Below are 21,180 nucleotides of genomic sequence, written 5' to 3' on the forward strand. Positions count from 1 at the left end.
ACGCGCATCGCGATTACTGCGCGGCGGCCTTGCGGCCGCGCCGGGCCGGCTTGCCCACATCCTCGGCGGCCGGAGCCTCCTCGGTCACGGCGGTGATCTTGCGACCCAGCCCGATTTCGCGCGCCAGGGTGGACCGGCGCTCGGCATAGTTGGGGGCGACCATCGGATAATCCGAGGGCAGGCCCCAGCGCTCGCGATACTGTTCCGGCGTCATGCCATAGGCGCTCTGCAGATGGCGCTTCAGCATCTTCAGCTTCTTTCCATCCTCCAGGCAGACGATATAGTCGGGGAAGACCGAACGCTTGATGGGTACCGCGGGCTGCAGCTTCTCGGGTTCCGGCGCCACCTGGCCCAGGGATGTCAGCGCCTGGTAAACCTGCCGGATCAAGTCCGGAACCCCGTCGGGCACGACAGTGTTATTCGAGACATGAGCCGACACGATCTGCGCCGTAAGCTCCAGCAAGGGGGCATCCTGCTCAATTTCAGACATACTGTTTTCCATTCTGTTATTCTGTTTAAAGTTTCTTCGTATTGAAATTTTTTGTGGTCAACTTTCAAATTGTATCAACACCAAATAATTAATACAACGCCCTTTCCTGATTGCAGCGGATTCCATGATAACCATACCCCATCCTGAAAGTATAAATCCACCCTTGGTTGTATTCGGCAGCGTCAATATCGACGTAGTGGCGCGCCTGAAGCACCTGCCGGCCCCCGGCGAAACGCTGCACGCCCTGGGCGCGCATCTGGGGCTGGGCGGCAAGGGCGCCAACCAGGCGGTCGCGGTCGCGCGCCTGGGGGCCTCGGTCGTGCTCGCCGGCCGCACGGGGGACGACATGTTCGCCGATTACGCGCGTGCGGCCCTGCTGCGCGAGGGCGTCAATTCCGACCATCTGCTGCGCACGCCTCAGGACATGACCGGTCTGGCGATGATCTGCACCGATGCCGCGGGGGAAAACAGCATCGCCGTTGCCGGTGGCGCCAACATGACCATGGACGAATCGGACGTCGAGCGGCTGGTTCCACTGTTGTCGGCGAACGCCGTCGTGCTGATGCAATGCGAAATCCCGATGGATGTCATCCTGGCCGCCGCCCGCCGAATCGCCGCGATCGGGGCGATGCTGGTGCTGGACCCGGCGCCGGTCCCCGCCGCCGGCCTGCCCGACGCGCTGTTCGGGCTGGCCGGCGTGATGACCCCCAACGAGACCGAGACCGAATTGCTGACCGGCCTGCGCCCGCATGATGTCGACAGCGCGCTGGAAGCCGCGCGGCGCCTGCATGCGCGCGGCCTGGAACGCGCCATCGTCAAGCTCGGCGCCCGGGGCGTCGTGTTCTCCGACGCCGGGGGGCACGGATTCGTCCCGCCGTTCCGGGTGGCGGCCATCGACAGCGTGGCGGCGGGGGATTGCTTCAATGGCGGGCTGGCGGTCGCCCTGTCACGGGGAATGGACCTGGGCCACGCGACGCGTTTCGCCGCCGCCTGCGGCGCCCTGGCCACCACCCGCAAGGGTGCATCCGAAGCCGCCCCCACCCTGGCGGAAGTCGAAGCCCTGCTGGCCGGTCAACCTTGAAAGGCCGGCTTTGGCAGGGGGCGCCGTTTGGGTACATGATCGCCGCCTGACACACCGGAAGCCTGCCGCGGCAGGCGTCAGGAGGCATCATGATCGACCTGTACTACTGGACCACGCCCAACGGCCACAAGATCACGCTGTTCCTCGAGGAAACCGGCCTGCCCTACCGGCTGTTCCCGGTGAACATCGGCAAGGGGGAACAATTCGCTCCGGACTTCCTGAAGATCGCACCGAACAACCGCATTCCCGCCATCGTGGACAATGACCCGGCCGATGGCGGCCCGGCGATCCCGATGTTCGAATCCGGATCGATTCTCTATTACCTCGGCCGCAAGACAGGCCAGTTCCTGCCCACCGGCCTGCGCGCGGAAACGGAAACCATGACCTGGCTGTTCTGGCAGATGGGCGGCCTGGGCCCCATGGCCGGGCAGAACCACCATTTCCGCCTCTATGCGCCCGAGAAGATCCCTTATGCGATCGAACGCTACACCAAGGAAACGCAGCGCCTGTACGGCGTGCTCGACCGCCATCTGACAGGCCGCGACTTCATCGTCGGCGACAGCTACACCATCGCCGACATGGCCTGCTATCCCTGGATTCTGCCGACGAACCAGGGTCAGGACCTGACGCAGTTCCCCAATCTGCGCCTGTGGCACGAGCGTATCGCGGCCCGCCCGGCGACCCGGCGGGCGTACGGCCTGGTCGATGCGGTGCGCAACGGCACGCCCCCGGTGCGCGACCCCGCCGACCGCGCGGCGATCTACGCCACCCTCGACTGATCCCACCCCCGGTCGGGCGGGCTGCCTTGCCCGCCCGACAAACTCCTGCCCCCTTTCCGCGTCATGATCCGCATCCACTTCGGCTCCAGGGCACATGCCTGGACGCAGATGACTGATGACTGATATGCGCGCCCGCCATCGTTACCGCCCGACGCCTTCTGTTCTATCACCACATGTCCCCCGTCGTGCCGGAAGCCGTGCATCGTGCCTGTCGCCCAGAGTTCCGTTTCCGCCTTGTTGCTTCGCCTGTCACTGTGGCGTCCGCGTACCATCCGTCCACCGGGCCATGACCGGTTGAACCGCCTGAAATGGCTGTACGCCCCCAAGGCCGACGCCCTGGGTTTTGCCATCCGGACCACGGTCGCGGCGCTGCTGGCGCTGGTCGTGGCGCTGTGGATGGAACTGGACAGCCCGCAATGGGCACCGATGACGGTCTGGATCGTCGCCCAGGGGTCGCGCGGCGAAAGCCTGTCCAAGGCGCGCTGGCGTCTGGTGGGCACGGCCGTCGGCGCGGTATCGGCCGTGGCCCTGATCGCGGCCTTCCCCCAGGCGCCCTGGCTGTTCTTCCCGGCCATCGGGATCTGGATCGGCCTGTGCTGCGGGCTGGCGACGCTGGTGCGGAACTTCCGGTCCTACGCGCTGGTCCTGTCGGGCTATACTTGCGCCATCATTGCGCTGGATGCGATTCGCAGCCCGGACGACGTCTTCATGATCGCGATGTCGCGCTCGACTTACATCATCCTGGGCCTCGTCTGCGAAAGCCTGATCGCGGGCCTGTTCTCCCACAATCTGGCCCAGACCGCGCGCCGCAATATCCGCGAAAAGCTGCAGACCGCGCTGTCCAGCGCGTCGGTCGCCATCGCGGACCTGCTGGCGGGGGACGAGCAGGCTTTCGTCCGATCCCGCGCCCTGTTCGGCGCGCTGCTGTCGATCAACGACCAGATCGAGTTCAGCGAGATCGAAATGGGCCCGCACGGGCACGAGGGCGACCATGCCCGCGCGGCGCTGGCGGCCGTGTCGGTCCTGCTGTCGCGCGGGCTGGGCATGACGGCGCGCATGAAGGCGCTGGGCGCGCCCCCCCAGGCCTTCGTCGAGACGTCGCTGCTGGTACGGACCTTCCTGCTGGCCCTGGCGCCGCGCCTGCAAAATGACGACGACGTTCCCCTGGTGATCGAGGATCTGCGATCGTTGCGCGCCGTCTGCCGCCAGCAGGTCGTCAACGCCCTGACCGAGGAGGCCAACGGCCAGCATCCCCCCGCCAGCCCCGAAATCCAGGCCCTGCTGGACCTGCGCATCCTGCACAGCGCCCTGGAAGAACTGCTGGCCGAACTGCAGCAGGCGATCGAGGAATTCGACGCCAGCCAGCACACCATACGCGGCGATCATTTCCATTTCCGCCTGCAATCACACCGCGACCTGAAGGAAGCGGCGCATAACGGCATTCGCGCCGCCATCGCCATCACCTCGGCCGGCCTGATCTGGGAGGTCACGTCCTGGCCCAACGGCCTGGGCTTCATCACCATGGTGGCCGTCACCTGCGGCCTGTTCGCAACGCGCGAAAATCCGGTCGTCGGCACGATGAACTTCCTGCGCGGCGCGGTCTGGGCCGTGGGGGTCTCGTTCGTGCTGGTGATGCTGATCCTGCCGCGCCCGGCCGAATATGAAATGCTGGCCGCCTGTCTTACGCTGCCGATGATCGCCGGCGGCCTGGCCACCCGCAACCCCGCGACCGCCGGCGCGGCGGCGGCCTACACGCTGTTCCTGCCGAACCTGGTAGGGCCGTCCAACCAGGGGCGCCTGAACGAAATCGCGTATTTCAACGCCTCCTTCGCCCTGCTGTGCAGCATCGGCTTCGCCGTTCTGATCTTCAGGACCATCCTGCCGTTCGACAGCGCCGACGAACGGTGGCGGATGCGCAACCGCAACCTGCACGATCTTCGCCACCTGGCGTCGGCGACGCCCGTGCCGCATGTCCGGGACTGGATCGGCCGCAACACCGACCGGTTTTCGCGCCTGATCCGGCATGCCGGCCCCACGCCGACGCCGACGATCGAGGCCTATCTGCAAGGCACCCTGTCGGCGATGACCATCGGCCTGAACATCATCCGGCTGCGTACCGTACTGGCCCGGGACCAGTTGCCGCTTCAGGCGCGTCGCCCCCTTCTGCTGGTCCTGGGCCGCATGGCGCAGTTCACCGGCCGCTACGGCCGGACCGCCAGGACCGCGCGCGCCGCCACGGCCAGCCTGCGCCGGATCGAAGCGCGCGAGACCAATATCAGCGCACGCATCGAAATGACCCGCGCCATCGCCTACCTGCTGGTGATTTCGTACGAACTCGACGCCAATGCCGCCTTCCTCGACGCCTCCCGCCCCTATCGCCTCACCGGGGCATGACGCGGCTTTCGCCGGGTCGCTGAAACGGGCACAACCCCTTCATCGCCGATCCAGCGCCGAGCCCCACAGATGACCCAGCCCCCGCCGTCCCGCCCCGCCACCCGCGCCCTGCGCGGACGGGCCATCACCTTCCGCGCCGACCCGTTCCTGGACGACCCTGCCCACGCCCTGGTGCACGAGGCCGACGCCCTGATTCTGATCGAGGACGGGCGGATCAGCCGGTTCGGCCCGTTCGAGGCCCTGCGCCATACGATCCCCGCAGGCACGCCGGTCACCACCTATGCCAACTCCATCCTGTCGGCCGGATTCGTGGACACGCACGTCCATTACCCGCAGTTGCCGATGATCGCGGCTTATGGCGAACAGCTTCTGGAATGGCTGGAACGCTACACCTTCCCCACCGAGGCCAAATTCGCCGATCCGGCCCATGCCTGCACCGTCGCCCGCCGCTTCCTGCGCGAACTGCTGCGCGCCGGCACCACCACTGCCGCCGTCTACTGCACCGTCCACCCGCAATCGGTCGAAGCGTTCTTCGCCGAATCGGCGCGCCTGAACACGCGCATGGTGGCCGGCAAGGTGCTGATGGACCGCAACGCTCCCGACAATCTGCGTGACACCGCGCAGGGGGGATACGACGAATCACTGGCGCTGATCGACCGATGGCACGGACGCGGGCGGCAGATGTATGCCGTGACGCCGCGCTTCGCCGCCACCAGCACCGAGGAACAGCTCGACCTTGCCGGCACCCTGCTGCGCCAGCGCGAGGGCCTGTTCATGCAGACCCACCTGGCCGAGAACACGGCCGAAATCGAGTGGATCCGCCAGTTGTTCCCGAACCGGCGGTCCTATCTGGATGTCTACGCCCATACGGGCCTGGTGGGGCCGCGCAGCGTCCTGGGCCACGCGGTCCATGTCGCCGAGGACGATTTCTGCACCTGCCACCACGCCGGCAGCGCGCTGGCGCACTGCCCGACCTCCAACCTGTTCCTGGGCAGCGGGTCGTTCCGCCTGTTCGACGCCGTGGATGCCCGGCGCCCGGTGCGCGTCGGCCTGGGCACCGATATCGGCGCGGGCACAAGCCTGTCGCAGCTCGGTTCGCTGAACGAGGCGTACAAGGTCGCGCAGGCGACCGGGCGCAAGCTGCATCCCGCACAGGCTTTCTGGCTGGCTACGGCGGGGGGCGCGCGGTCGCTGTACCTGGACGACCGGATCGGCACCCTGGCGGTGGGCATGGAGGCCGACCTGTGCGTGCTTGACCCGAAGGCGACCCCCTTGCTGGCCCAGCGCGCCGAGACCTGCGAGACGATCGAGGACCTGCTGTTCGTGCTGATGATGCTGGGCGACGACCGCAGCGTGCGCGCCACCTACGTGGCCGGCGAACTGGTCCACGACCGGGACGACCCTCAGGCCAGCGGGTTGGCGAGACAGTTATAAAGCCGTGTGGAGAGACGCCGCCGAACCATCAGGCGGACGGGTGCGCGCATCCATCGGGTACCGTCTCGCACAGTTCCAGACCCAATCGCGATTTAAGGTCGGCTGCCGCAAAACCCGCACACCGGCGTTCGCCTGCCTCCAGCAGAGGGCGGCGAATAAGCAGCGGCTGCTGCAGCATCGATGACAGGGCGGCTTCAGCGGTCAGCGCTTCGGGCCGCACCGTCCCCGATTTGACGGCCGGTGCGGACATGTTGAACCATTCTTTTACCGGCAAATCACCGAAGAAGAGGCGCAAACGCGCGGCTGTCCAGGGTTCGGCCAACAGGCTACGGGGGACGACCTTGTATCCGGCTGCACATAAAGCCGCCTTCTGACGGGCATTCCCCCCGCAACCAGGCTTTTCGAAAAAAACGATCTCCACGTCCCCTCCTGCAGCGTGCTGAATCGTGTCGCCTCGTCACGCGGGACAACTATATTCTCATAGGGCCGACCGCGTTTCCGCTTTTATCCTGCCATGGGTCGTCCACCCCACGATAGGGCGCCCCGCATGACAGAACAGCATGGCCTGTTCACATCTTCATGAATTCACTGGCGACCTTCAGGTTTAAGCCACAATATACAGTGGCGAAATTGATCGCCTAAGAGAATAATCGGGACGGAAATTCCTCAAATACGGGTTTCCGCCCCTTGCGCATAGGTGCCATTACGCATGGCCCGGATGACAGATCCGGATCCGTCTGAAAAAAATACTCATGTCTGCGACACGTCATTGACCGAACGGGCACATAGTGCCTGCCGGCATTGCTTCCACTTCATTCCGCTGCGCTCAGGTTCGCGCAGATCGAGGTGTCAGAAATGAGAATACTCGCCGTCCATCCCAGCGCCCTGATGTACACGAAGGTTTTCCTGCGCCTGGAACCGCTGGGGCTGGAACTGGTCGCAGGGGCGGCGCGGCAGGCCGGTCACACCGTACAGATCATCGACCTGCAGGTGGAGACACACCGCGACTATTGGCGGATGATCGAGGAATTCCGGCCCCACGCCGTCTGTTTTTCCGGGAGTTACCTGGCCAACATCCCGGAAATCGTCGATCTGTGCCGCGAGACGCGCGCCCGCATGCCCGGTGTTTTCCTGTTCGTCGGCGGCCATTCGGTATCGTTCATCGCCCGCGACGTACTGACCCTGGCCGAAGGCGCCATCGACTGCATCCTGAAAGGCGAAGGCGACGCCACCATCGGACGCCTGCTGGACGCGCGGCAGGCCGGGGAGGACATCACCACCGTCCCCGGCGTCGTGACCATGACGGGCGAAGGGCCGCCACCGGTCTTCGTCTCCTCGCTGGACGAGATCAGGCCGGCACGAGACCTGCTGCGGCACCGGCGGAAATATTTCATCGGCACGCTCGACCCGGCGGCGTCGATCGAATTCGCGCGCGGATGCCCGTGGGATTGCACCTTCTGCAGCGCCTGGACCTTTTACGGCCGGTCCTACCGCACCGCCAGCCCGCGCGTGATCGCCGACGAACTGGAGGCGATCCGCGAACCGGGCATTTTCATCGTCGACGACGTGGCCTTCGTCCATGCCGAACACGGCATGGCCATCGGCGAGGAAATCAGGCGCCGCGGCATCCGCAAGGAATATTACCTGGAAACCCGCGCCGACGTGCTGCTGCGCAACAAGGAGGTCTTCCGGTTCTGGAAGGAACTCGGGCTCAGCTACATCTTCATCGGCATGGAGGCCGTGGATGAGGAAGGGTTGAAGCATTTCCGCAAGCGCGTGTCGCTGGACCGGAATTTCGAGGCGCTGGAATTCGCGCGGTCGCTGGGCCTGATCGTCGCGATCAACATCATCGCCGATCCGTCGTGGGACCGGCAGCGCTTCGAAGTCATCCGCCAATGGTGCCTGGAAATTCCGGATATCGTGAATATCTCTGTGACGACGCCGTACCCAGGCACGGAAATCTGGCATCGCGAGGCCCGGCGCCTGACGACGCGGGATTATCGGCTGTTCGACATCCAGCACGCGGTGCTGCCCACCACCCTGCCGCTGGAAGAATTCTATGAGGAGCTGGTAAAAACGCAGCAGGTGCTGAACCAGAAGCATCTGGGCTGGAGCGCGATCAAGGACACGATGGGCATCGCCCTGCGCCTGGCCCTGCGCGGACAGACGAATTTCCTGACCATGATCTGGAAATTCAATTCGGTCTTCAATCCGAAGCTGCAACTGGCCGACCATCGCCGCGTACCGCGCTATGAAATGCCGCCGCAGCCCGAGGCAACGGAAAAGATCGACCGCAAGGCCCTGTACGTCCACGCCCCCGTCGGACGGCGCAGCCGCACCATCGACGATGCGACCGAGCGGTTCGTAGACGAAACCCGCATGACGCCGGCCGGATAGCGCCGACCTCGCGAGTGCTGGACATTTCATGAAAGACCGTCATCGTTCAGGGCGAAGACGACAATTGATCGATCAGACCGATGAAAGGGGCATGCCGCATGACCATTCCGGATCTCATCCTCAATGACGACACGACCGTTCCTGCGCTTGCCTTCGGGACATACAGGCTGAATGGCGCGTCCGGCGCGGACAGCATCAGGGGCGCGACAGCGGCATCGCGCGACAGGATCTGCGGATCGCCTCCAAGCTGCCCGGACGCCATCACGCTTTCGACGAGGCCATCGCGACGGTCGAGGAATCGCTGTATCGCGCCCAGCTCGACTATTACGATCTCTATTACATCCACTGGCCCAATCCGGCGCAGGATCGTTACGTCGAGGCCTGGCGCGCCCTGATCGAGGCCAGGAAGCGCGGGATGATCCGCTCGATTGCGGTGTGCAATTTCCTACCGGACTACATCCAGCGCCTCATCGACGAAACCGGCGTCGCCCCGAGCATCAACCAGGTCGAACTATCGCCTTATTTCCCGCAGAATGAATTGCGCGCCTGGCATGCCGCGCACGGCATCGCCACCCAGGCCTGGAGCCCGCTGGGGCGCGCCAACAAGCTGATCTCGGATCCGCTGCTGGGGGACATCGCCAAACGTCTGGGCAAGTCGATCCCGCAGGTGCTGCTGCGCTGGCATCATCAGGTGGGCGTGATCCCGATTCCCAAGGCGGCGTCACGCGCGCGGCAGATCGAGAACATGTCGATTTTCGATTTTTCGCTGACCGACGAGGACATGGCATCCATCGCGACGCTGGCCCGTCCAGACGGGCGGACGTTCGACCAGGATCCGGCACGGTACGAGGAATTCTGACCCGGGACGGCGCTGATTGCCGGCGCTTCCGTGCCGTCCTGCGTACGCCAGAGCCGATAGCCTGGCCCGCCCGACGCATTGATATAAAGAAAAATTATGGCGGAGAGGGTGGGATTCGAACCCACGGTACGCTTGCACGCACAACGGTTTTCGAGACCGCCCCGATCGACCGCTCCGGCACCTCTCCATTGGCAGCGACGATGGATCGGGCTTATAGGGTGGGTCCGCACCACGCGCAAGACACCTTGGGGCGTTTTTTCCGCATAATGCGCCCTCGCCCGCCCCGCCCGGCAAAAGCGGGTTGACGCGGACGGGGCGGTGGCCGTAAAAGCCGCACCTCGCCCCCGCGCAGACGGGGGGCCGCCATGTCCGCATGGCCAAAGATAAAAAGCGACTGGGTTGCGTCGCCTGCTCCACACGGGGCCGCACGCGCCGAGAGATCGGAAAGACAGGTAAGATGTTCGCAGTCATCCGCACTGGCGGAAAGCAGTATCGCGTTTCCCCGGACACCGTGCTCAAGGTCGAGAAGCTCGACGCCGAAGCCGGTTCCACCGTGACCTTCACGGAAATCCTCGCCGTCGGCGGCGAAGGCGGCACCACCATCGGCGCCCCGATTGTTGCCGGCGCGACCGTCACCGCGACGGTCATTGCGCAGGACCGTCTGGATACGGTCATCATCTTCAAGAAGCGCCGCCGGCAGAACAGCCGCCGCAAGAACGGCCATCGCCAGCCGGTGACCGTGCTGCGCATCGCCGCGATCAACGCCGCCTGAATCCGCCGCGGGGCGCAGTGACGCCCCGGACAGGATCATCAGGTCAGACCAGATTCAGGAGTTCAGGCAATGGCACAAAAAAAGGCAGGCGGTTCGTCCCGCAACGGCCGCGATAGCGCGGGCCGACGTCTCGGCGTCAAGAAGTTCGGTGGCGAGAGCGTGATCGCCGGCAACATCATCATCCGCCAGCGCGGCACGAAGATGAAGCCGGGCCGCAATGTCGGCCTCGGCCGCGACCACACGATCTTCGCGCTGGTCGACGGCCAGGTGAAGTTCGAGCGTCGCGCCGAAGGCCGCGTGCACGTCTCGGTCGAAGCCCTGCCGATCGCCGCCGAATAAGCACTCCCGCTTTCGGGACCGCTTTCGACCCGGAAAGGGCCGGTCCTCGTGACCGGCCCTTTTTGCGTCCTATATACCGGATGTACGCGGCCTGCGCCGTTTCATCCCGACCGGATCAGTGACGATGAAATTCCTCGATCAAGCCAAAATCTACGTGAAATCCGGCGATGGCGGCGATGGCGTCGTCGCCTTCCGGCGCGAGAAATACATCGAATTCGGCGGTCCCGACGGTGGGCGCGGCGGACGCGGCGGCGACATCGTGTTCGAGGCCGCGGATAATCTGAACACCCTGATCGATTTCCGCTACACCCAGCATTTCCGCGCCCGCAAGGGCGGCAACGGGGCAGGCTCCGACCGGACCGGCGCAGCCTCGCCGCCGGTGGTGATCCAGGTGCCGATCGGCACCCAGATCTTCGATGAGGACCGCGAAACCATGCTGGCCGACCTCGACCAGCCCGGCAAGCGCATCGTCCTGTGCCACGGCGGCGACGGCGGCCACGGCAACGCCCATTTCAAGACCAGCACCAACCGCGCCCCCCGCCGCGCCGACAAGGGATGGCCCGGCGAAGAACGCTGGGTCTGGCTACGGCTGAAGCTGATCGCCGATGTCGGGCTGGTCGGCCTGCCGAATGCCGGGAAATCCACCTTCCTGTCGGTCGTGTCCGCCGCGCGGCCCAAAATCGCGGATTACCCCTTCACCACCCTGCACCCCCAATTGGGCGTCGTACGGCTGTCGGTGGCCGAGGAATTCGTGATCGCCGACATTCCCGGCCTGATCGAAGGCGCGCATGAAGGTGCCGGGCTGGGCGACCGCTTCCTGGGCCATGTCGAACGCTGCGCGGTCCTGCTGCATCTGATCGACGGGGCTGCAGGCAATGTCGTGGAGGCCTGGCGCACCATCCGCCACGAGCTGGAAGAATATGGCGGCAACCTGGCCCACAAGCCGGAAATCATCGCCCTGAACAAGACCGACGCCATGACGCCGCAGCAGATCAGCAGCCGCCGCCGGGCGCTGGAAAAGGCCAGCGGCCAGCCGGTGGTCACTCTGTCCGGCGCCACCCACCAGGGCGTGGACGCCGTGCTGCGCCTGCTTCAGGACCGCGTCACCGCCACCCGCGCGGCAGAACGCGAGGCAGGCACCGCCCCCGGCACCTCGGACCATGCCGCCACGGACCACGGCGCCGCGACATGACGTCCCCTGCCCTGCCCGAGCTGAAGGCCGCCCGCCGCGTCGTCGTGAAAATCGGCAGCGCGCTGGTGGTCGATCCCGAGCAAGCGGCGCCGCGCACGGCATGGCTGGACAGCGTCGCCCGCGACATCGCCGCCCTGCGGGCCAACGGGACGGATGTCATCGTCGTCTCCTCCGGCGCGATCGCGCTGGCACGGCACAGCCTGGGTCTGACCCGCCCCACCCTGCGGCTGGAGGAAAAGCAGGCCGCGGCCTCGGTCGGACAGATCCGCCTGGCCCAGGCCTGGGCCGACGCGCTGTCGACCCATGGGCTGGTCGCGGCCCAGTTGCTGCTGACCCCGGGCGATACCGAGGACCGGCGCCGCTACCTCAATGCCCGCGCAACGCTGGATACACTGCTGGGCCTGGGCTGCGTTCCCATCATCAACGAGAACGACGCGATCGCGACGACCGAGATCCGCTTCGGCGACAACGACCGCCTCGCCGCCCGCGTGGCCGAGATGACGGGCGCCGACCAGCTGGTCCTGCTGTCGGACATCGACGGGTTGTATACCGCCGACCCCCGCACCGACCCCGACGCGCGACACCTGCCCGTCATTGCCGCGCTGACCGACGAGATCGAGGCCATGGGCGGCGCGCCGCCGCCGGGCTATTCCTCGGGCGGAATGCGGACCAAGCTGATGGCGGCGCGAATCGCGACGCAGGCCGGGTGCGCCATGGCCATCACCATCGGCAAGGATATGCGGCCGCTGGCGCGCCTGCTGGACGGCGCGCGCTGTTCGTGGTTCCTGCCCGCGCCCGACGGACGATCGGCCCGCAAGCGCTGGATCGCGGGTGGGCTGACCCCGGCCGGACGACTTGGAATCGACGAAGGCGCATGCCAGGCCCTGGCGGCCGGATCATCCCTGCTGCCGGCCGGCGTCCAGACCATCACCGGCACGTTCGACCGCGGGGACCTGGTGCTGGTGACGGATCGCGACGGGCGGGAGGTCGCACGCGGCCTGTCGGCCTACAGCGCCGCCGACGCCCGCCAGATCGCAGGCCACCGTTCGGACGATATCGAGGGCCTGCTGGGCTGGCGCGGCCGCGACGAAATGATCCACCGCGACGATCTGGTCTTGAGATAGCCCCTACCTGCCTACGCCGACGAAAACCCGGCAGAACAGGTCGGACGTTGCCCGAACCCACCAGGGCCCGAGGCCCTGGACCCCGCTCATAAATAAACGACTGGGTCTCCAAAGGGCGCTGCCCTTTGGCGGGGTTCAGGGGCGCGGCGGCCAGCGCAGGGTCGGCTCCGAGCGGGGGCGCCGCGCGGCCCATTCGTCATCGGCCCGGGCGCGATCGACCGCCTCCCGGCCAATCTGCCTGGAATCGATCGGCCTCGGTTCAGCGTGCCGGGGGTCGACCCCACGATCGGCCATTGGCGCGCGCTCGACCGGCGGGGCCGGGCGGGCCGGCGGCGGAGGTTCGCGCGGCGGAGCCACCGGCCGGTCGTGCCAGGGCATGGGCCGGGCGTCGTCCAGCGGGGCCCGGATCACGGGGCGCGGCGGCGTGGCCGGCGGGGGTTCCACCGGTGGCGTGCGTGGGGCCTCGGGTACAGGCGGGGGATCGAACCGGGTGGGACGGGGCGCCGCCGGACGTTCGGGGCGTGGCGCGTACGCATCGCTGGCCCGGCCGCCGACCGGGGGCTCGGCCGGGCGCGTCGGCACGGGCACGGGCTCCACCACCGGGGCGGGGGCCGCGCGCGGCGGGGCCGGCATTGCGGAGCGCCTGTCCTCGGGCGGCAGGGCCAGGACCCGCAATTCGGCCTGCAGATCTTCAAGCTGCAGCGCGATCGCATCCAGCCGGCCTTTGAGGCCGAACACGGCGAAGGGCATCAGCAGCCAGACGAACGCGAACAGCGCACCGCCAATCAGAAGCGCCAGTTGTAGCCACCAGGGCATCCAGTCGGAAAACGGGAACGGCATCGGCATACGACCAGGAAATGAACGGATCCGCGCGTCAGCCTGACCAGATCAGCCTCGCCCGGCGCAAGGATCCCGTTGAACGTCACATGCCCAGAATGTCACATTCCCAGGGCGCGACGATAGATATCCAGCAGGGTCTCCTGCTCTTCCACCTCGGCGGGCTCCTGCTTGCGCTGGCGGATGATCTGGCGGATGACCTTCACGTCGAAACCGGCGGACTTCGCCTCGGTGAAGATGTCCTTGATGTCGCCGGCCAGGGCCTTGCGTTCTTCTTCCAGGCGCTCGACCCGCTCGATGATGCTGCGCAGCCGGTCTGCCGCGATTCCACCGACCGCAGCCTTGTCGTCGCCTGCAAAATTTTCCGCATCCATGGAACCGCATGCCTCCAGCATCGTGGTTGGAACCTCGCCCGTCCGGCCCGGCAGGCATGAAAAACCAGGCCGGGCGCGATGGGAACGGCGGGCTTATCGTGACGGTGGCGGCCGGTCAATGGCAACTTGACAGCCAAGGGGGGCTCGGCCCAAACCGGACAAAGGCAGGTCGTCTCCACGGCAAGGGTGCCGGCCTACGCGCGCCCGCGCGCCGCCCAATTGCAACAATCAGAACCTTGCAGGAGGCCGCTTCGATGGCTCAGCTCCCACCCGTGGATATTTTCGACTACATCGTATTCGGGGCCACCGGCGATCTGACGATGCGCAAATTGCTGCCGGCGCTGTACTACCGGTATCGCGACGGACAGGTCCCCGATGAGTCCCGCATCATCGGCACCGCGCGCTCGCCGCTGTCGCGCGAGGACTATCGGGCCCGCGCCGAGAAGGCGCTGCGGAGCTTCGTCAAGCCGGACGATCTGAACGAAGACACGGCGCGCCGTTTCCTGGACCTGGTCCATTACGTCAGCCTGAACGGCGCCGAGGCCGACAGCACCTGGCCCGCGCTGAAATCCCTGCTGGCCGACGCGCCCGAGGACCGGATCCGCGTCTACTACCTGGCGACCGCGCCCGGCCTGTACGGCCAGATCTGCGAGAACCTGAGCAACCAGGGCCTGGTGACCCCGCAGTCCCGCGTGGTGCTGGAAAAGCCGATCGGCACCGACCTGACCAGCGCCGACGCCATCAACGACGGCGTCGGCAAGCACTTCCCGGAAAACCATATCTTCCGCATCGACCATTATCTGGGCAAGGAAACGGTCCAGAACCTGATCGCGCTGCGCTTCGCCAATCCGGTGTTCGAGCGGCTGTGGTCCAGCGATGCGATCGAGTACATCCAGATCACGGCGGCCGAGACGGTGGGCGTCGAGGGACGCGGCCCGTACTATGACAAGTCCGGCGCGCTGCGCGACATGATCCAGAATCACCTTCTGCAGGTGCTGTGCCTGGTGGCGATGGACCCCCCGGGCTCGCTGGAAGCCGACAGCCTGCGCAACGAGAAGCTGAAAGTGCTGCACGCCCTGCGCCCCATCGCACCCGAGGACGTCGCCACCTATACGGTGCGCGGCCAGTACGCGCGCGGCCGGAACGGCGACAAGACCCTGCCGAGCTACTTGGAGGATCTGGGCCAGGACGCGACCAGCACCACCGAGACCTACGTCGCCATCCGGGCGGAAATCCATTCCTGGCGCTGGGGCACGGTCCCGTTCTACCTGCGGTCCGGCAAGCGGATGGCCGAGAAGTGCAGCGAGATCGTCATCCAGTTCAAGGCCGCCCCGTGGTCGATCTTCCCGACCCGCCCCGACGCCAACCGGCTGGTCATCCGCATCCAGCCCGATGAGGGCGTGACCCTGTCGGTATCGACCAAGGACCCGACGCCGACCGATTCGCTGGCCCTGCGCCGGGCCGACATCGACATCGCCTTCGAAACGGCGTTCAGCACCCGCTATCCCGACGCCTACGAGCGACTGCTGCTGGACGTCGTGCGCGGCGACCCGGTGCTGTTCATCCGCCGTGACGAGGTCGAGGCCGCATGGCGCTGGGCCGATCCGATCCTGAAGGGCTGGAGCGAGGACAAGGTGCCGCTGGAACTCTATCCGGCCGGTAGCTGGGGCCCGGCGGCGGCGACCGCGCTGCTGGCGCGCAGCGGCCATCAGTGGCACGAGGACATGGTATAACCGGCATGGCCCGCGACCCTGCCCTTTCCGGACGGCGCCCGCGCCTGACGATGCGCAAGCGCATCATCAGGCGTGTGTTGATGGTCGTGCCCCTGGCGCTGCTGGCGATGATCAGCGCGCGCATGGGCTGGCTGGACCAGGCGGCGGACCAGATCACCTTCCGCCATGCCAACTGGTTCGACGACACCGCGCTGGTCGAACATTTCCGTACCGTGGTGACGCATAACGGCATGACCGACACGCGCGGGGATTGCCTGCTGTTCATCGTCAACGGCAGCGACCCGCCGGACGCGGTGCGCTTCGACGTGATGGAAAAGCATTCGGGACACTGCCCCGGCCCCAAGGGCACGCTGCCCAAGCTGTTCACGCTGAAGATCGACCGGCTGGGGCAGACCGCGCAGACCGACTGGGGCTCGCCCGGGCAATTCCACGCCCTTCCCCGCTAGCTTCGACCGCCCCCCTTGCTGCGGGGGCGGCGAGACAGTTACCTAAGGGGCGTTGCCCCCGACATACGGCTTGCAGGACATAGATGACGACGACCGGACAGACCCGGACCGGACCGCTACCGGCCGACACCGCCCCCGCCGCCGGGCGGCGCGATTTCCTGGCGCTGGTGACGGTGGCCACCGCCGGGGCGGGGGTGGCCGCGTTCGCCTGGCCGTTCCTCGACAGCCTGCGGCCGGGCGACGCCGCCGCCGCGCACGCGCCGATCGACGTCGATGTCTCCAAGCTGCCGCCAGGCCAGCAGATTACCGTGGTATGGCACGGCAACCCGGTTTTCATCACCCACCGCACGCCGGAGTCCCTGGCGCGACTGCAGGAAGCCTCGCTGAAGGGCCGCCTGCGCGACGGGGCGTCCGGCATGGTCCAGCAGCCGCCCTACGCCACCAACTGGCATCGTTCCATCGCCCCCGAATTCGGGGTCGTAGTGGGGATCTGCACCCATCTGGGCTGCGTGCCGACCTACGCCCCCACGCCGGACCCCAGCACGCCCATCGCCAACTGGCCGGGCGGTTATGCCTGCCCCTGCCACGGGTCGAAATTCGACCTGGCCGGACGGGTCTTCATCGGCGCGCCCGCGCCGTACAACCTGCCCGTCCCCCCTTATTCGATGCCCAACCCGACAACGATCCGCATCGGGCAGAATCCGCCCGGATCGGATTTCGATTTTTCCAGCATCCTGCAGATCTGACGCGCCGGATCGCCGACAGACCGACTTTCAGGACCGGTTCGGAGCGAAGGCGGCGCGCAACTGCCTGCCGCCGAAACGGATGGCCGCCTTTCCCCACGGCATGACCGAATACAGGTTCAGATAGCCGTGGATCGTGCCGGGAAAGCATCGCACCGTCACGGGCACGTCCACCGCGCGCAGGGCCTCGGCATAACCCGTGCCCTCGTCATGTAGCGGGTCGCACTCGGCCGGCACGATCACCGCCGGCGCCACCCCCGACAGCGACGGCGCGAAAATCGGCGCGACCAGCGGATCGCGCAGATCGTCGGGCGTGCGGACATATTGCTGCGCGTACCATTCCAGCAGCCGGGTCGTCAGCATATAGCCATGGCCGTAGGTCTGGCGCGACGGCACATCGCGCGCGCCATATAAGGACGGGTAGTACAGCAACTGCATCGCCAGGTCGGGGCCGCCCCCGTCGCGCGCCAGCAGCGCCAGAACGGCCGCCAGATTGCCGCCCGCGCTGTCGCCCGCGACCGCCACGCGCCCACCCCAGCGCCAGGCTTCGCCCGCCAGCCACGCCAGCGCGGCCCGGCAATCCTCGACCGCCGCGGGAAAGCGATGTTCGGGCGCCAGGCGATAGTCATATGACAGGACCGCGGCCCCCGAGGCCCGCGCCAGGCGACAGCAGATCCCATGATGCGAATTCAGCCCGCAATGGACGAATCCGCCGCCATGCATGAACAGGACCACCCCCCGGACGCGCCCATGGGGAATGTAAAGCCGCGCGGGCCGCAGTTCGGTCGCGCCGGGCACGCGCAGATGCAGCACGCGACGCAGCGGCAGGCTGGACAGGCGTTGCGGGAAGCACGGACGGTCCAGCAATCGCCGGATACTCTCCAGCGAATGGGGCACGCGTGCGTGCGTGGTGGCCCGACTGGCCAGATGCCGCAGCAGAAGGCGCGCCACAAAGCCGGGCCCCGCGCGCCGTTCCGGTCCGAGAGCCATTCCAGCACCCCTCCATCCCGTTACCCGTCCTTGATGCGGCGCATTCCCCCTTGACGCAAGCCGACGGCATCGTCAGTTTCCGCAGGCCAGATGGTCGGGCGACCGCTGTTGCATGGATTTTCCATGCGATGGAGGAAAGTCCGGGCTCCACGGAGGAACGGTGCCGGCTAACGGCCGGCGGGGGCGACCCCAGGGAAAGTGCCACAGAAAACAAACCGCCCCCACGGCATTCCGGTTCGCCGGAGATGGTGCGGGCAAGGGTGAAACGGTGCGGTAAGAGCGCACCGCGCGTGCGGTAACGCAGGCGGCAGGGCAAACCCCACCGGGAGCAAGACCGAATAGGAACGACAGACGGGTCGCCTTCGGGCGGGATCGTCGGGGGTCTCCGCCCCGTCGTTCGGGTTGGTCGCGTGAGGCGTGCCGCAAGGCGCGTCCCAGAGGAATGGTCGCCCCCCTTCGTCAGAAGGTGGACAGAACCCGGCTTACAGACCATCTGGCGTTTTTCTCCCTTTTCCCCTTCCCTTTTCAGGCCCGGATACCGCGTTATCCGGGCGTTCATAAATAGAACATAACGTAAACATCCGTATTCGCGGCACCCCGATCCCGTCTGGACGCACCATAATTTACGGGGTTGAGACGGGAACTTGCCCGACCAGCGAAAAACAGCGGTTTTCCGCCAGAATTTCGGTGTGTTTAATTTGACGTCCCATAAAATCCCATGATATCCCATGAAAACCCGGACGACAGCCGCAGCGCGCGACGCGCACGGAATTGACGCGCCGCGTCGCACGACATCAGCCAAGGGGGGCATCGCGTAGCGTGAGTGTGTTCCTTGGCACCCACCAGAACCGCCTCGACGCCAAGGGGCGCGTCTCGATCCCCGCGAGCTTCCGTACGGCGTTGCGTGCGCAGGCCGCCGCCGGCGAGTCCCTGGTCATCCTGCGTCCCTCGCATCAGCATCCATGCATCGAGGCCTGGCCGCCCGCCACCTTCGCCGCCCTCAGCCAGCCGCTCGACCGGCTGGACATGTTCTCGGACGACCATGACGACATGGCCGCGGCGCTGTACGCCGACGCCTATCCCGCGGATTCGGACCGCGAGGGGCGGATCGTCCTGCCCGACACGCTGAAGGAACATGCCGGCCTGACCGACAGCGTGGCGTTCATGGGGCTGGGCCGCATCTTCCAGATCTGGGAACCCGCCGCCGCCGAACGCCGGCGCGCCGAAGCCCGGACGCGCTCGCGCCAGGTGGCGCTGCCGGCACGGGGCGGCAACGGAGAGACGGCGCAATGACCGCCCTGCCCACCCCTGGCCACATCCCGGTCATGCTGCCCGAGGTGCTGGACATGCTGGCCCCCCGCGACGGCGCGACCTATCTGGACGGCACGTTCGGCGGTGGCGGCTACGCCCGCGCCATCCTGTCGGCCGCGCGCTGCACGCTGTGGGCCATCGACCGCGACCCGGCCGCCATCCGACGGGGCGAGGCGCTGCAGGCCGAACTGCGCGCGCCCGACGGAACATCGCGCCTGCATATGGTGCAGGGCGGCTTCGGCGAGATGCGCGACCTGCTGGCGCAGCGCGACGCGCCGATGCTGGATGGCGTCGTGCTGGACCTGGGCGTGTCGTCCTTCCAGCTGGACGAGGTCGAGCGTGGGTTCTCGTTCCGGACGGACGGGCCGCTGGACATGCGCATGGGCGACACCGGCCCGACGGCGGCCGACATCGTCAACACCATGGCGGAAACCGACCTGGCGAACATCATCTATGAATATGGCGAGGAACGACGCTCGCGCCGCGTCGCCGGCGCCATCGTCGCCGCGCGGGCCGAAGCCCCGATCCTGACCACGTTCCGCCTGGCCGAGATCATCCGCTCGGTCGTGCCGGGCGACCGCTCGGGCATCGACCCCGCCACACGGTCGTTCCAGGGCATCCGCATCCATGTGAATGACGAACTGGGGCAGATCGTCTCGGGCCTGGAACAGGCCATGGAGATGCTGTCGCCCGGCGGCCGGCTGGTCGTCGTGTCGTTCCATTCGCTGGAAGACCGCCTGGTCAAGCGGGCGATGAACCGCGCCGCCGGTCGGGTGCCCGCGCCCTCGCGTCACGACCCCGGCGCCATGCGCGCGGGGCAGGAGGTGCCGGAATTCCGGCTGCTGACCACCAAGGCCCTGCGCCCCACCGACGCGGAATGCCGCGCCAACCCCCGCGCCCGCAGCGCGCGCCTGCGCGGGATCGAACGCCTGCCGACTGCCGAGAGTCTGACATCAGCCCCCCTGAGCACGGAACGCCGCCCATGATCCGGTCCTTCACCTTCCTCTGCGCCGTGATGGCCGGTCTGTCCGGGCTGTTCCTCTATTCCAAGAAGCATCAGACGACCCTGCTGGACCAGCAGATCTCGCACATCGTCGCCGACACGCAGCATATCCGCGAACAGACCGCGATGATGCGCGCGGAATGGGCGCTGCTGAACCAGCCGGATCGGCTTCAGACGCTGTCCGCCCGTTTCCTGCCCGGGGTCCGGCCGATGGCGCCGACGCAGTTCATTCAGATGGCGTCGCTGGCTGACCGCCTGCCCGCCCCCGGATCGAAGCCGCTGCCGGTGGCCAACCCGCGGGCGACGATCGGCGCGACCCTGGCGGCGGCCGCGCCGTCGCACGCACCGGCCGAAGCGCCCGCACGCATGGCCGCGGCCCAGGCCGCACCCGCGATTTCGGCGGCGCTGCCGCCCGCGGCGCATGCGCCCGTCGCCGAACCCGTCCGCGTGGCCGCCGCTCGTCCGGCCCGGCCCGAGCGCCCGGTCATGATGGCCGAGGCCGCATCCCCCCCGGTGCAGGAGGTCGCGTCGCGCGCCGCGCCTCATTCTGCCCGGCCCGCCGCCATTTCGCCCGATTTGGCGCATAGCATCGACCACCGTGCCGCCCTTACCGTTGCCCGTGCCCAGCGCCCCGTGCTACCGCCTGCCGCCCCGGCCACCCGGATGGCGGCTTACCATCCCCCGCATCCGGCGCCCATCGCCGTGGCGGCCTGGCGACCGGCCGCCCCCCCAGCCCCGTATCAGGAGGCAAGGGGGTATGGCATGGGGTCCTCGCTGGGTTTCACCCGTTCAGGCGCCCTTCCTCCACCCGTTCCCGTCAGCAACTGATGACCTAACGCAAACCGCGCAGGCAACATGATCAACGGCCCGACCGACACACCA

At 67.1% G+C, this 21,180-nt stretch carries 20 protein-coding genes, 1 tRNA gene, 1 other RNA gene and 1 pseudogene; 17 read left to right on the forward strand and 6 right to left on the reverse strand.

Annotated features, from left to right (window positions below; all coding sequences use genetic code 11):
• Window positions 1–13: 13 nt before the first annotated feature.
• A complete protein-coding gene (locus HLH34_RS11315; RefSeq protein ID WP_183119689.1) occupies window positions 14–490 on the reverse strand; it encodes a MucR family transcriptional regulator in 477 nt (158 codons plus the stop codon).
• A gap of 133 nt (window positions 491–623) precedes the next feature.
• On the opposite strand from HLH34_RS11315, the gene HLH34_RS11320 reads away from it, so the two are divergent.
• From HLH34_RS11320 to guaD, 4 genes are all read left to right on the forward strand, one after another.
• Complete coding sequence (locus HLH34_RS11320) at window positions 624–1,571, forward strand: ribokinase (protein WP_183119773.1); 948 nt, start codon at window positions 624–626, stop codon at window positions 1,569–1,571.
• An 89-nt stretch (window positions 1,572–1,660) separates the two neighbouring features.
• A complete protein-coding gene (locus HLH34_RS11325; RefSeq protein ID WP_183119690.1) occupies window positions 1,661–2,350 on the forward strand; it encodes a glutathione binding-like protein in 690 nt (229 codons plus the stop codon).
• A gap of 234 nt (window positions 2,351–2,584) precedes the next feature.
• A complete protein-coding gene (locus HLH34_RS11330; RefSeq protein WP_373318579.1) occupies window positions 2,585–4,744 on the forward strand; it encodes an FUSC family protein in 2,160 nt (719 codons plus the stop codon).
• Window positions 4,745–4,813: 69 nt separating this feature from the next.
• The gene (gene guaD, locus HLH34_RS11335) at window positions 4,814–6,178 is read left to right on the forward strand and encodes a guanine deaminase (RefSeq protein ID WP_183119692.1); all 1,365 of its coding nucleotides are present in this window, start codon (window positions 4,814–4,816) and stop codon (window positions 6,176–6,178) included.
• Window positions 6,179–6,206: 28 nt separating this feature from the next.
• On the opposite strand, the gene HLH34_RS11340 is transcribed toward guaD, so the two are convergent.
• Entirely contained in the window at window positions 6,207–6,599 is a 393-nt protein-coding gene (locus HLH34_RS11340) for an ArsC/Spx/MgsR family protein (protein WP_183119693.1), read from the reverse strand.
• A gap of 434 nt (window positions 6,600–7,033) precedes the next feature.
• On the opposite strand from HLH34_RS11340, the gene hpnR reads away from it, so the two are divergent.
• Together hpnR and HLH34_RS11350 are read left to right on the forward strand one after the other, a co-directional pair.
• Complete coding sequence (gene hpnR, locus HLH34_RS11345; protein ID WP_183119694.1) at window positions 7,034–8,575, forward strand: hopanoid C-3 methylase HpnR; 1,542 nt, start codon at window positions 7,034–7,036, stop codon at window positions 8,573–8,575.
• A 98-nt stretch (window positions 8,576–8,673) separates the two neighbouring features.
• Window positions 8,674–9,434 (forward strand): annotated as a pseudogene (locus HLH34_RS11350) (aldo/keto reductase).
• Between the two features lie 97 nt (window positions 9,435–9,531).
• Here HLH34_RS11350 and HLH34_RS11355 read toward each other — a convergent pair.
• A tRNA-Ser gene (locus HLH34_RS11355) sits at window positions 9,532–9,621 on the reverse strand.
• Window positions 9,622–9,891: 270 nt separating this feature from the next.
• On the opposite strand from HLH34_RS11355, the gene rplU reads away from it, so the two are divergent.
• The 4 genes from rplU (at window position 9,892) to proB (ending at window position 12,861) form a co-directional block, all read left to right on the forward strand.
• The gene (gene rplU / locus HLH34_RS11360) at window positions 9,892–10,206 is read left to right on the forward strand and encodes a 50S ribosomal protein L21 (RefSeq protein ID WP_183119695.1); all 315 of its coding nucleotides are present in this window, start codon (window positions 9,892–9,894) and stop codon (window positions 10,204–10,206) included.
• Between the two features lie 69 nt (window positions 10,207–10,275).
• Window positions 10,276–10,545, forward strand: coding sequence for a 50S ribosomal protein L27 (rpmA, locus tag HLH34_RS11365; RefSeq protein WP_182944307.1), 270 nt, complete (start codon window positions 10,276–10,278; stop codon window positions 10,543–10,545).
• Window positions 10,546–10,669: 124 nt separating this feature from the next.
• Window positions 10,670–11,737, forward strand: coding sequence for a GTPase ObgE (gene obgE, locus HLH34_RS11370; protein WP_183119696.1), 1,068 nt, complete (start codon window positions 10,670–10,672; stop codon window positions 11,735–11,737).
• A complete protein-coding gene (proB, locus tag HLH34_RS11375) occupies window positions 11,734–12,861 on the forward strand; it encodes a glutamate 5-kinase (RefSeq protein ID WP_183119697.1) in 1,128 nt (375 codons plus the stop codon). The genes obgE and proB overlap by 4 nt, the downstream gene beginning before the upstream one ends.
• 135 nt (window positions 12,862–12,996) lie before the next feature.
• Here proB and HLH34_RS11380 read toward each other — a convergent pair whose 3' ends face one another.
• Window positions 12,997–13,701 (reverse strand): hypothetical protein, encoded by a 705-nt coding sequence (locus tag HLH34_RS11380; RefSeq protein ID WP_183119698.1) that lies wholly within the window; start codon window positions 13,699–13,701, stop codon window positions 12,997–12,999.
• Window positions 13,702–13,799: 98 nt separating this feature from the next.
• Window positions 13,800–14,072 (reverse strand): DUF2312 domain-containing protein, encoded by a 273-nt coding sequence (locus HLH34_RS11385; RefSeq protein ID WP_182944311.1) that lies wholly within the window; start codon window positions 14,070–14,072, stop codon window positions 13,800–13,802.
• A 254-nt stretch (window positions 14,073–14,326) separates the two neighbouring features.
• Between HLH34_RS11385 and zwf the strand changes: the two genes are divergently transcribed.
• The 3 genes from zwf to petA all read left to right on the forward strand — a co-directional run bounded on the left by zwf (window position 14,327) and on the right by petA (window position 16,997).
• Complete coding sequence (gene zwf / locus HLH34_RS11390) at window positions 14,327–15,805, forward strand: glucose-6-phosphate dehydrogenase (protein WP_183119699.1); 1,479 nt, start codon at window positions 14,327–14,329, stop codon at window positions 15,803–15,805.
• Between the two features lie 5 nt (window positions 15,806–15,810).
• Window positions 15,811–16,251: a hypothetical protein gene (locus HLH34_RS11395; RefSeq protein WP_183119700.1), complete on the forward strand. Its 441-nt coding sequence runs from the start codon at window positions 15,811–15,813 to the stop codon at window positions 16,249–16,251.
• Between the two features lie 83 nt (window positions 16,252–16,334).
• Window positions 16,335–16,997, forward strand: a complete 663-nt coding sequence (gene petA, locus HLH34_RS11400) for a ubiquinol-cytochrome c reductase iron-sulfur subunit (RefSeq protein WP_183119701.1) — start codon at window positions 16,335–16,337, stop codon at window positions 16,995–16,997.
• Between the two features lie 27 nt (window positions 16,998–17,024).
• Here the strand turns inward: petA and HLH34_RS11405 are convergent, their stop codons facing one another.
• The gene (locus HLH34_RS11405; protein WP_183119702.1) at window positions 17,025–17,984 is read right to left on the reverse strand and encodes an alpha/beta hydrolase; all 960 of its coding nucleotides are present in this window, start codon (window positions 17,982–17,984) and stop codon (window positions 17,025–17,027) included.
• Between the two features lie 86 nt (window positions 17,985–18,070).
• On the opposite strand from HLH34_RS11405, the gene rnpB reads away from it, so the two are divergent.
• From rnpB to ftsL, 4 genes are all read left to right on the forward strand, one after another.
• An RNA gene (rnpB, locus tag HLH34_RS11410) (RNase P RNA component class A) lies at window positions 18,071–18,485 on the forward strand.
• A gap of 318 nt (window positions 18,486–18,803) precedes the next feature.
• Window positions 18,804–19,277, forward strand: coding sequence for a division/cell wall cluster transcriptional repressor MraZ (mraZ, locus tag HLH34_RS11415; protein WP_183119703.1), 474 nt, complete (start codon window positions 18,804–18,806; stop codon window positions 19,275–19,277).
• The gene (gene rsmH, locus HLH34_RS11420; protein ID WP_183119704.1) at window positions 19,274–20,281 is read left to right on the forward strand and encodes a 16S rRNA (cytosine(1402)-N(4))-methyltransferase RsmH; all 1,008 of its coding nucleotides are present in this window, start codon (window positions 19,274–19,276) and stop codon (window positions 20,279–20,281) included. Before mraZ ends, rsmH begins: the two co-directional genes overlap by 4 nt.
• Complete coding sequence (gene ftsL, locus HLH34_RS11425; RefSeq protein WP_183119705.1) at window positions 20,278–21,126, forward strand: cell division protein FtsL; 849 nt, start codon at window positions 20,278–20,280, stop codon at window positions 21,124–21,126. The genes rsmH and ftsL overlap by 4 nt, the downstream gene beginning before the upstream one ends.
• Window positions 21,127–21,180: the final 54 nt, after the last annotated feature.

This window comes from Gluconacetobacter azotocaptans, from assembly GCF_014174355.1.
Classification (GTDB): domain Bacteria; phylum Pseudomonadota; class Alphaproteobacteria; order Acetobacterales; family Acetobacteraceae; genus Gluconacetobacter; species Gluconacetobacter azotocaptans.

Excerpts from the sequence above, each read along its gene's own strand:
- HLH34_RS11405 (WP_183119702.1), bottom strand. The coding sequence starts at position 17,984 with ATGGCTCTCGGACCGGAACGGCGCGCGGGGCCCGGCTTTGTGGCGCGC.
- rpmA (WP_182944307.1), top strand. The coding sequence starts at position 10,276 with ATGGCACAAAAAAAGGCAGGCGGTTCGTCCCGCAACGGCCGCGATAGC.
- hpnR (WP_183119694.1), top strand. The coding sequence starts at position 7,034 with ATGAGAATACTCGCCGTCCATCCCAGCGCCCTGATGTACACGAAGGTT.
- HLH34_RS11325 (WP_183119690.1), top strand. The coding sequence starts at position 1,661 with ATGATCGACCTGTACTACTGGACCACGCCCAACGGCCACAAGATCACG.
- HLH34_RS11395 (WP_183119700.1), top strand. The coding sequence starts at position 15,811 with ATGGCCCGCGACCCTGCCCTTTCCGGACGGCGCCCGCGCCTGACGATG.
- petA (WP_183119701.1), top strand. The coding sequence starts at position 16,335 with ATGACGACGACCGGACAGACCCGGACCGGACCGCTACCGGCCGACACC.
- HLH34_RS11315 (WP_183119689.1), bottom strand. The coding sequence starts at position 490 with ATGTCTGAAATTGAGCAGGATGCCCCCTTGCTGGAGCTTACGGCGCAG.
- zwf (WP_183119699.1), top strand. The coding sequence starts at position 14,327 with ATGGCTCAGCTCCCACCCGTGGATATTTTCGACTACATCGTATTCGGG.
- ftsL (WP_183119705.1), top strand. The coding sequence starts at position 20,278 with ATGATCCGGTCCTTCACCTTCCTCTGCGCCGTGATGGCCGGTCTGTCC.
- rplU (WP_183119695.1), top strand. The coding sequence starts at position 9,892 with ATGTTCGCAGTCATCCGCACTGGCGGAAAGCAGTATCGCGTTTCCCCG.
- HLH34_RS11380 (WP_183119698.1), bottom strand. The coding sequence starts at position 13,701 with ATGCCGTTCCCGTTTTCCGACTGGATGCCCTGGTGGCTACAACTGGCG.
- HLH34_RS11385 (WP_182944311.1), bottom strand. The coding sequence starts at position 14,072 with ATGGATGCGGAAAATTTTGCAGGCGACGACAAGGCTGCGGTCGGTGGA.
- rsmH (WP_183119704.1), top strand. The coding sequence starts at position 19,274 with ATGACCGCCCTGCCCACCCCTGGCCACATCCCGGTCATGCTGCCCGAG.
- obgE (WP_183119696.1), top strand. The coding sequence starts at position 10,670 with ATGAAATTCCTCGATCAAGCCAAAATCTACGTGAAATCCGGCGATGGC.
- guaD (WP_183119692.1), top strand. The coding sequence starts at position 4,814 with ATGACCCAGCCCCCGCCGTCCCGCCCCGCCACCCGCGCCCTGCGCGGA.
- proB (WP_183119697.1), top strand. The coding sequence starts at position 11,734 with ATGACGTCCCCTGCCCTGCCCGAGCTGAAGGCCGCCCGCCGCGTCGTC.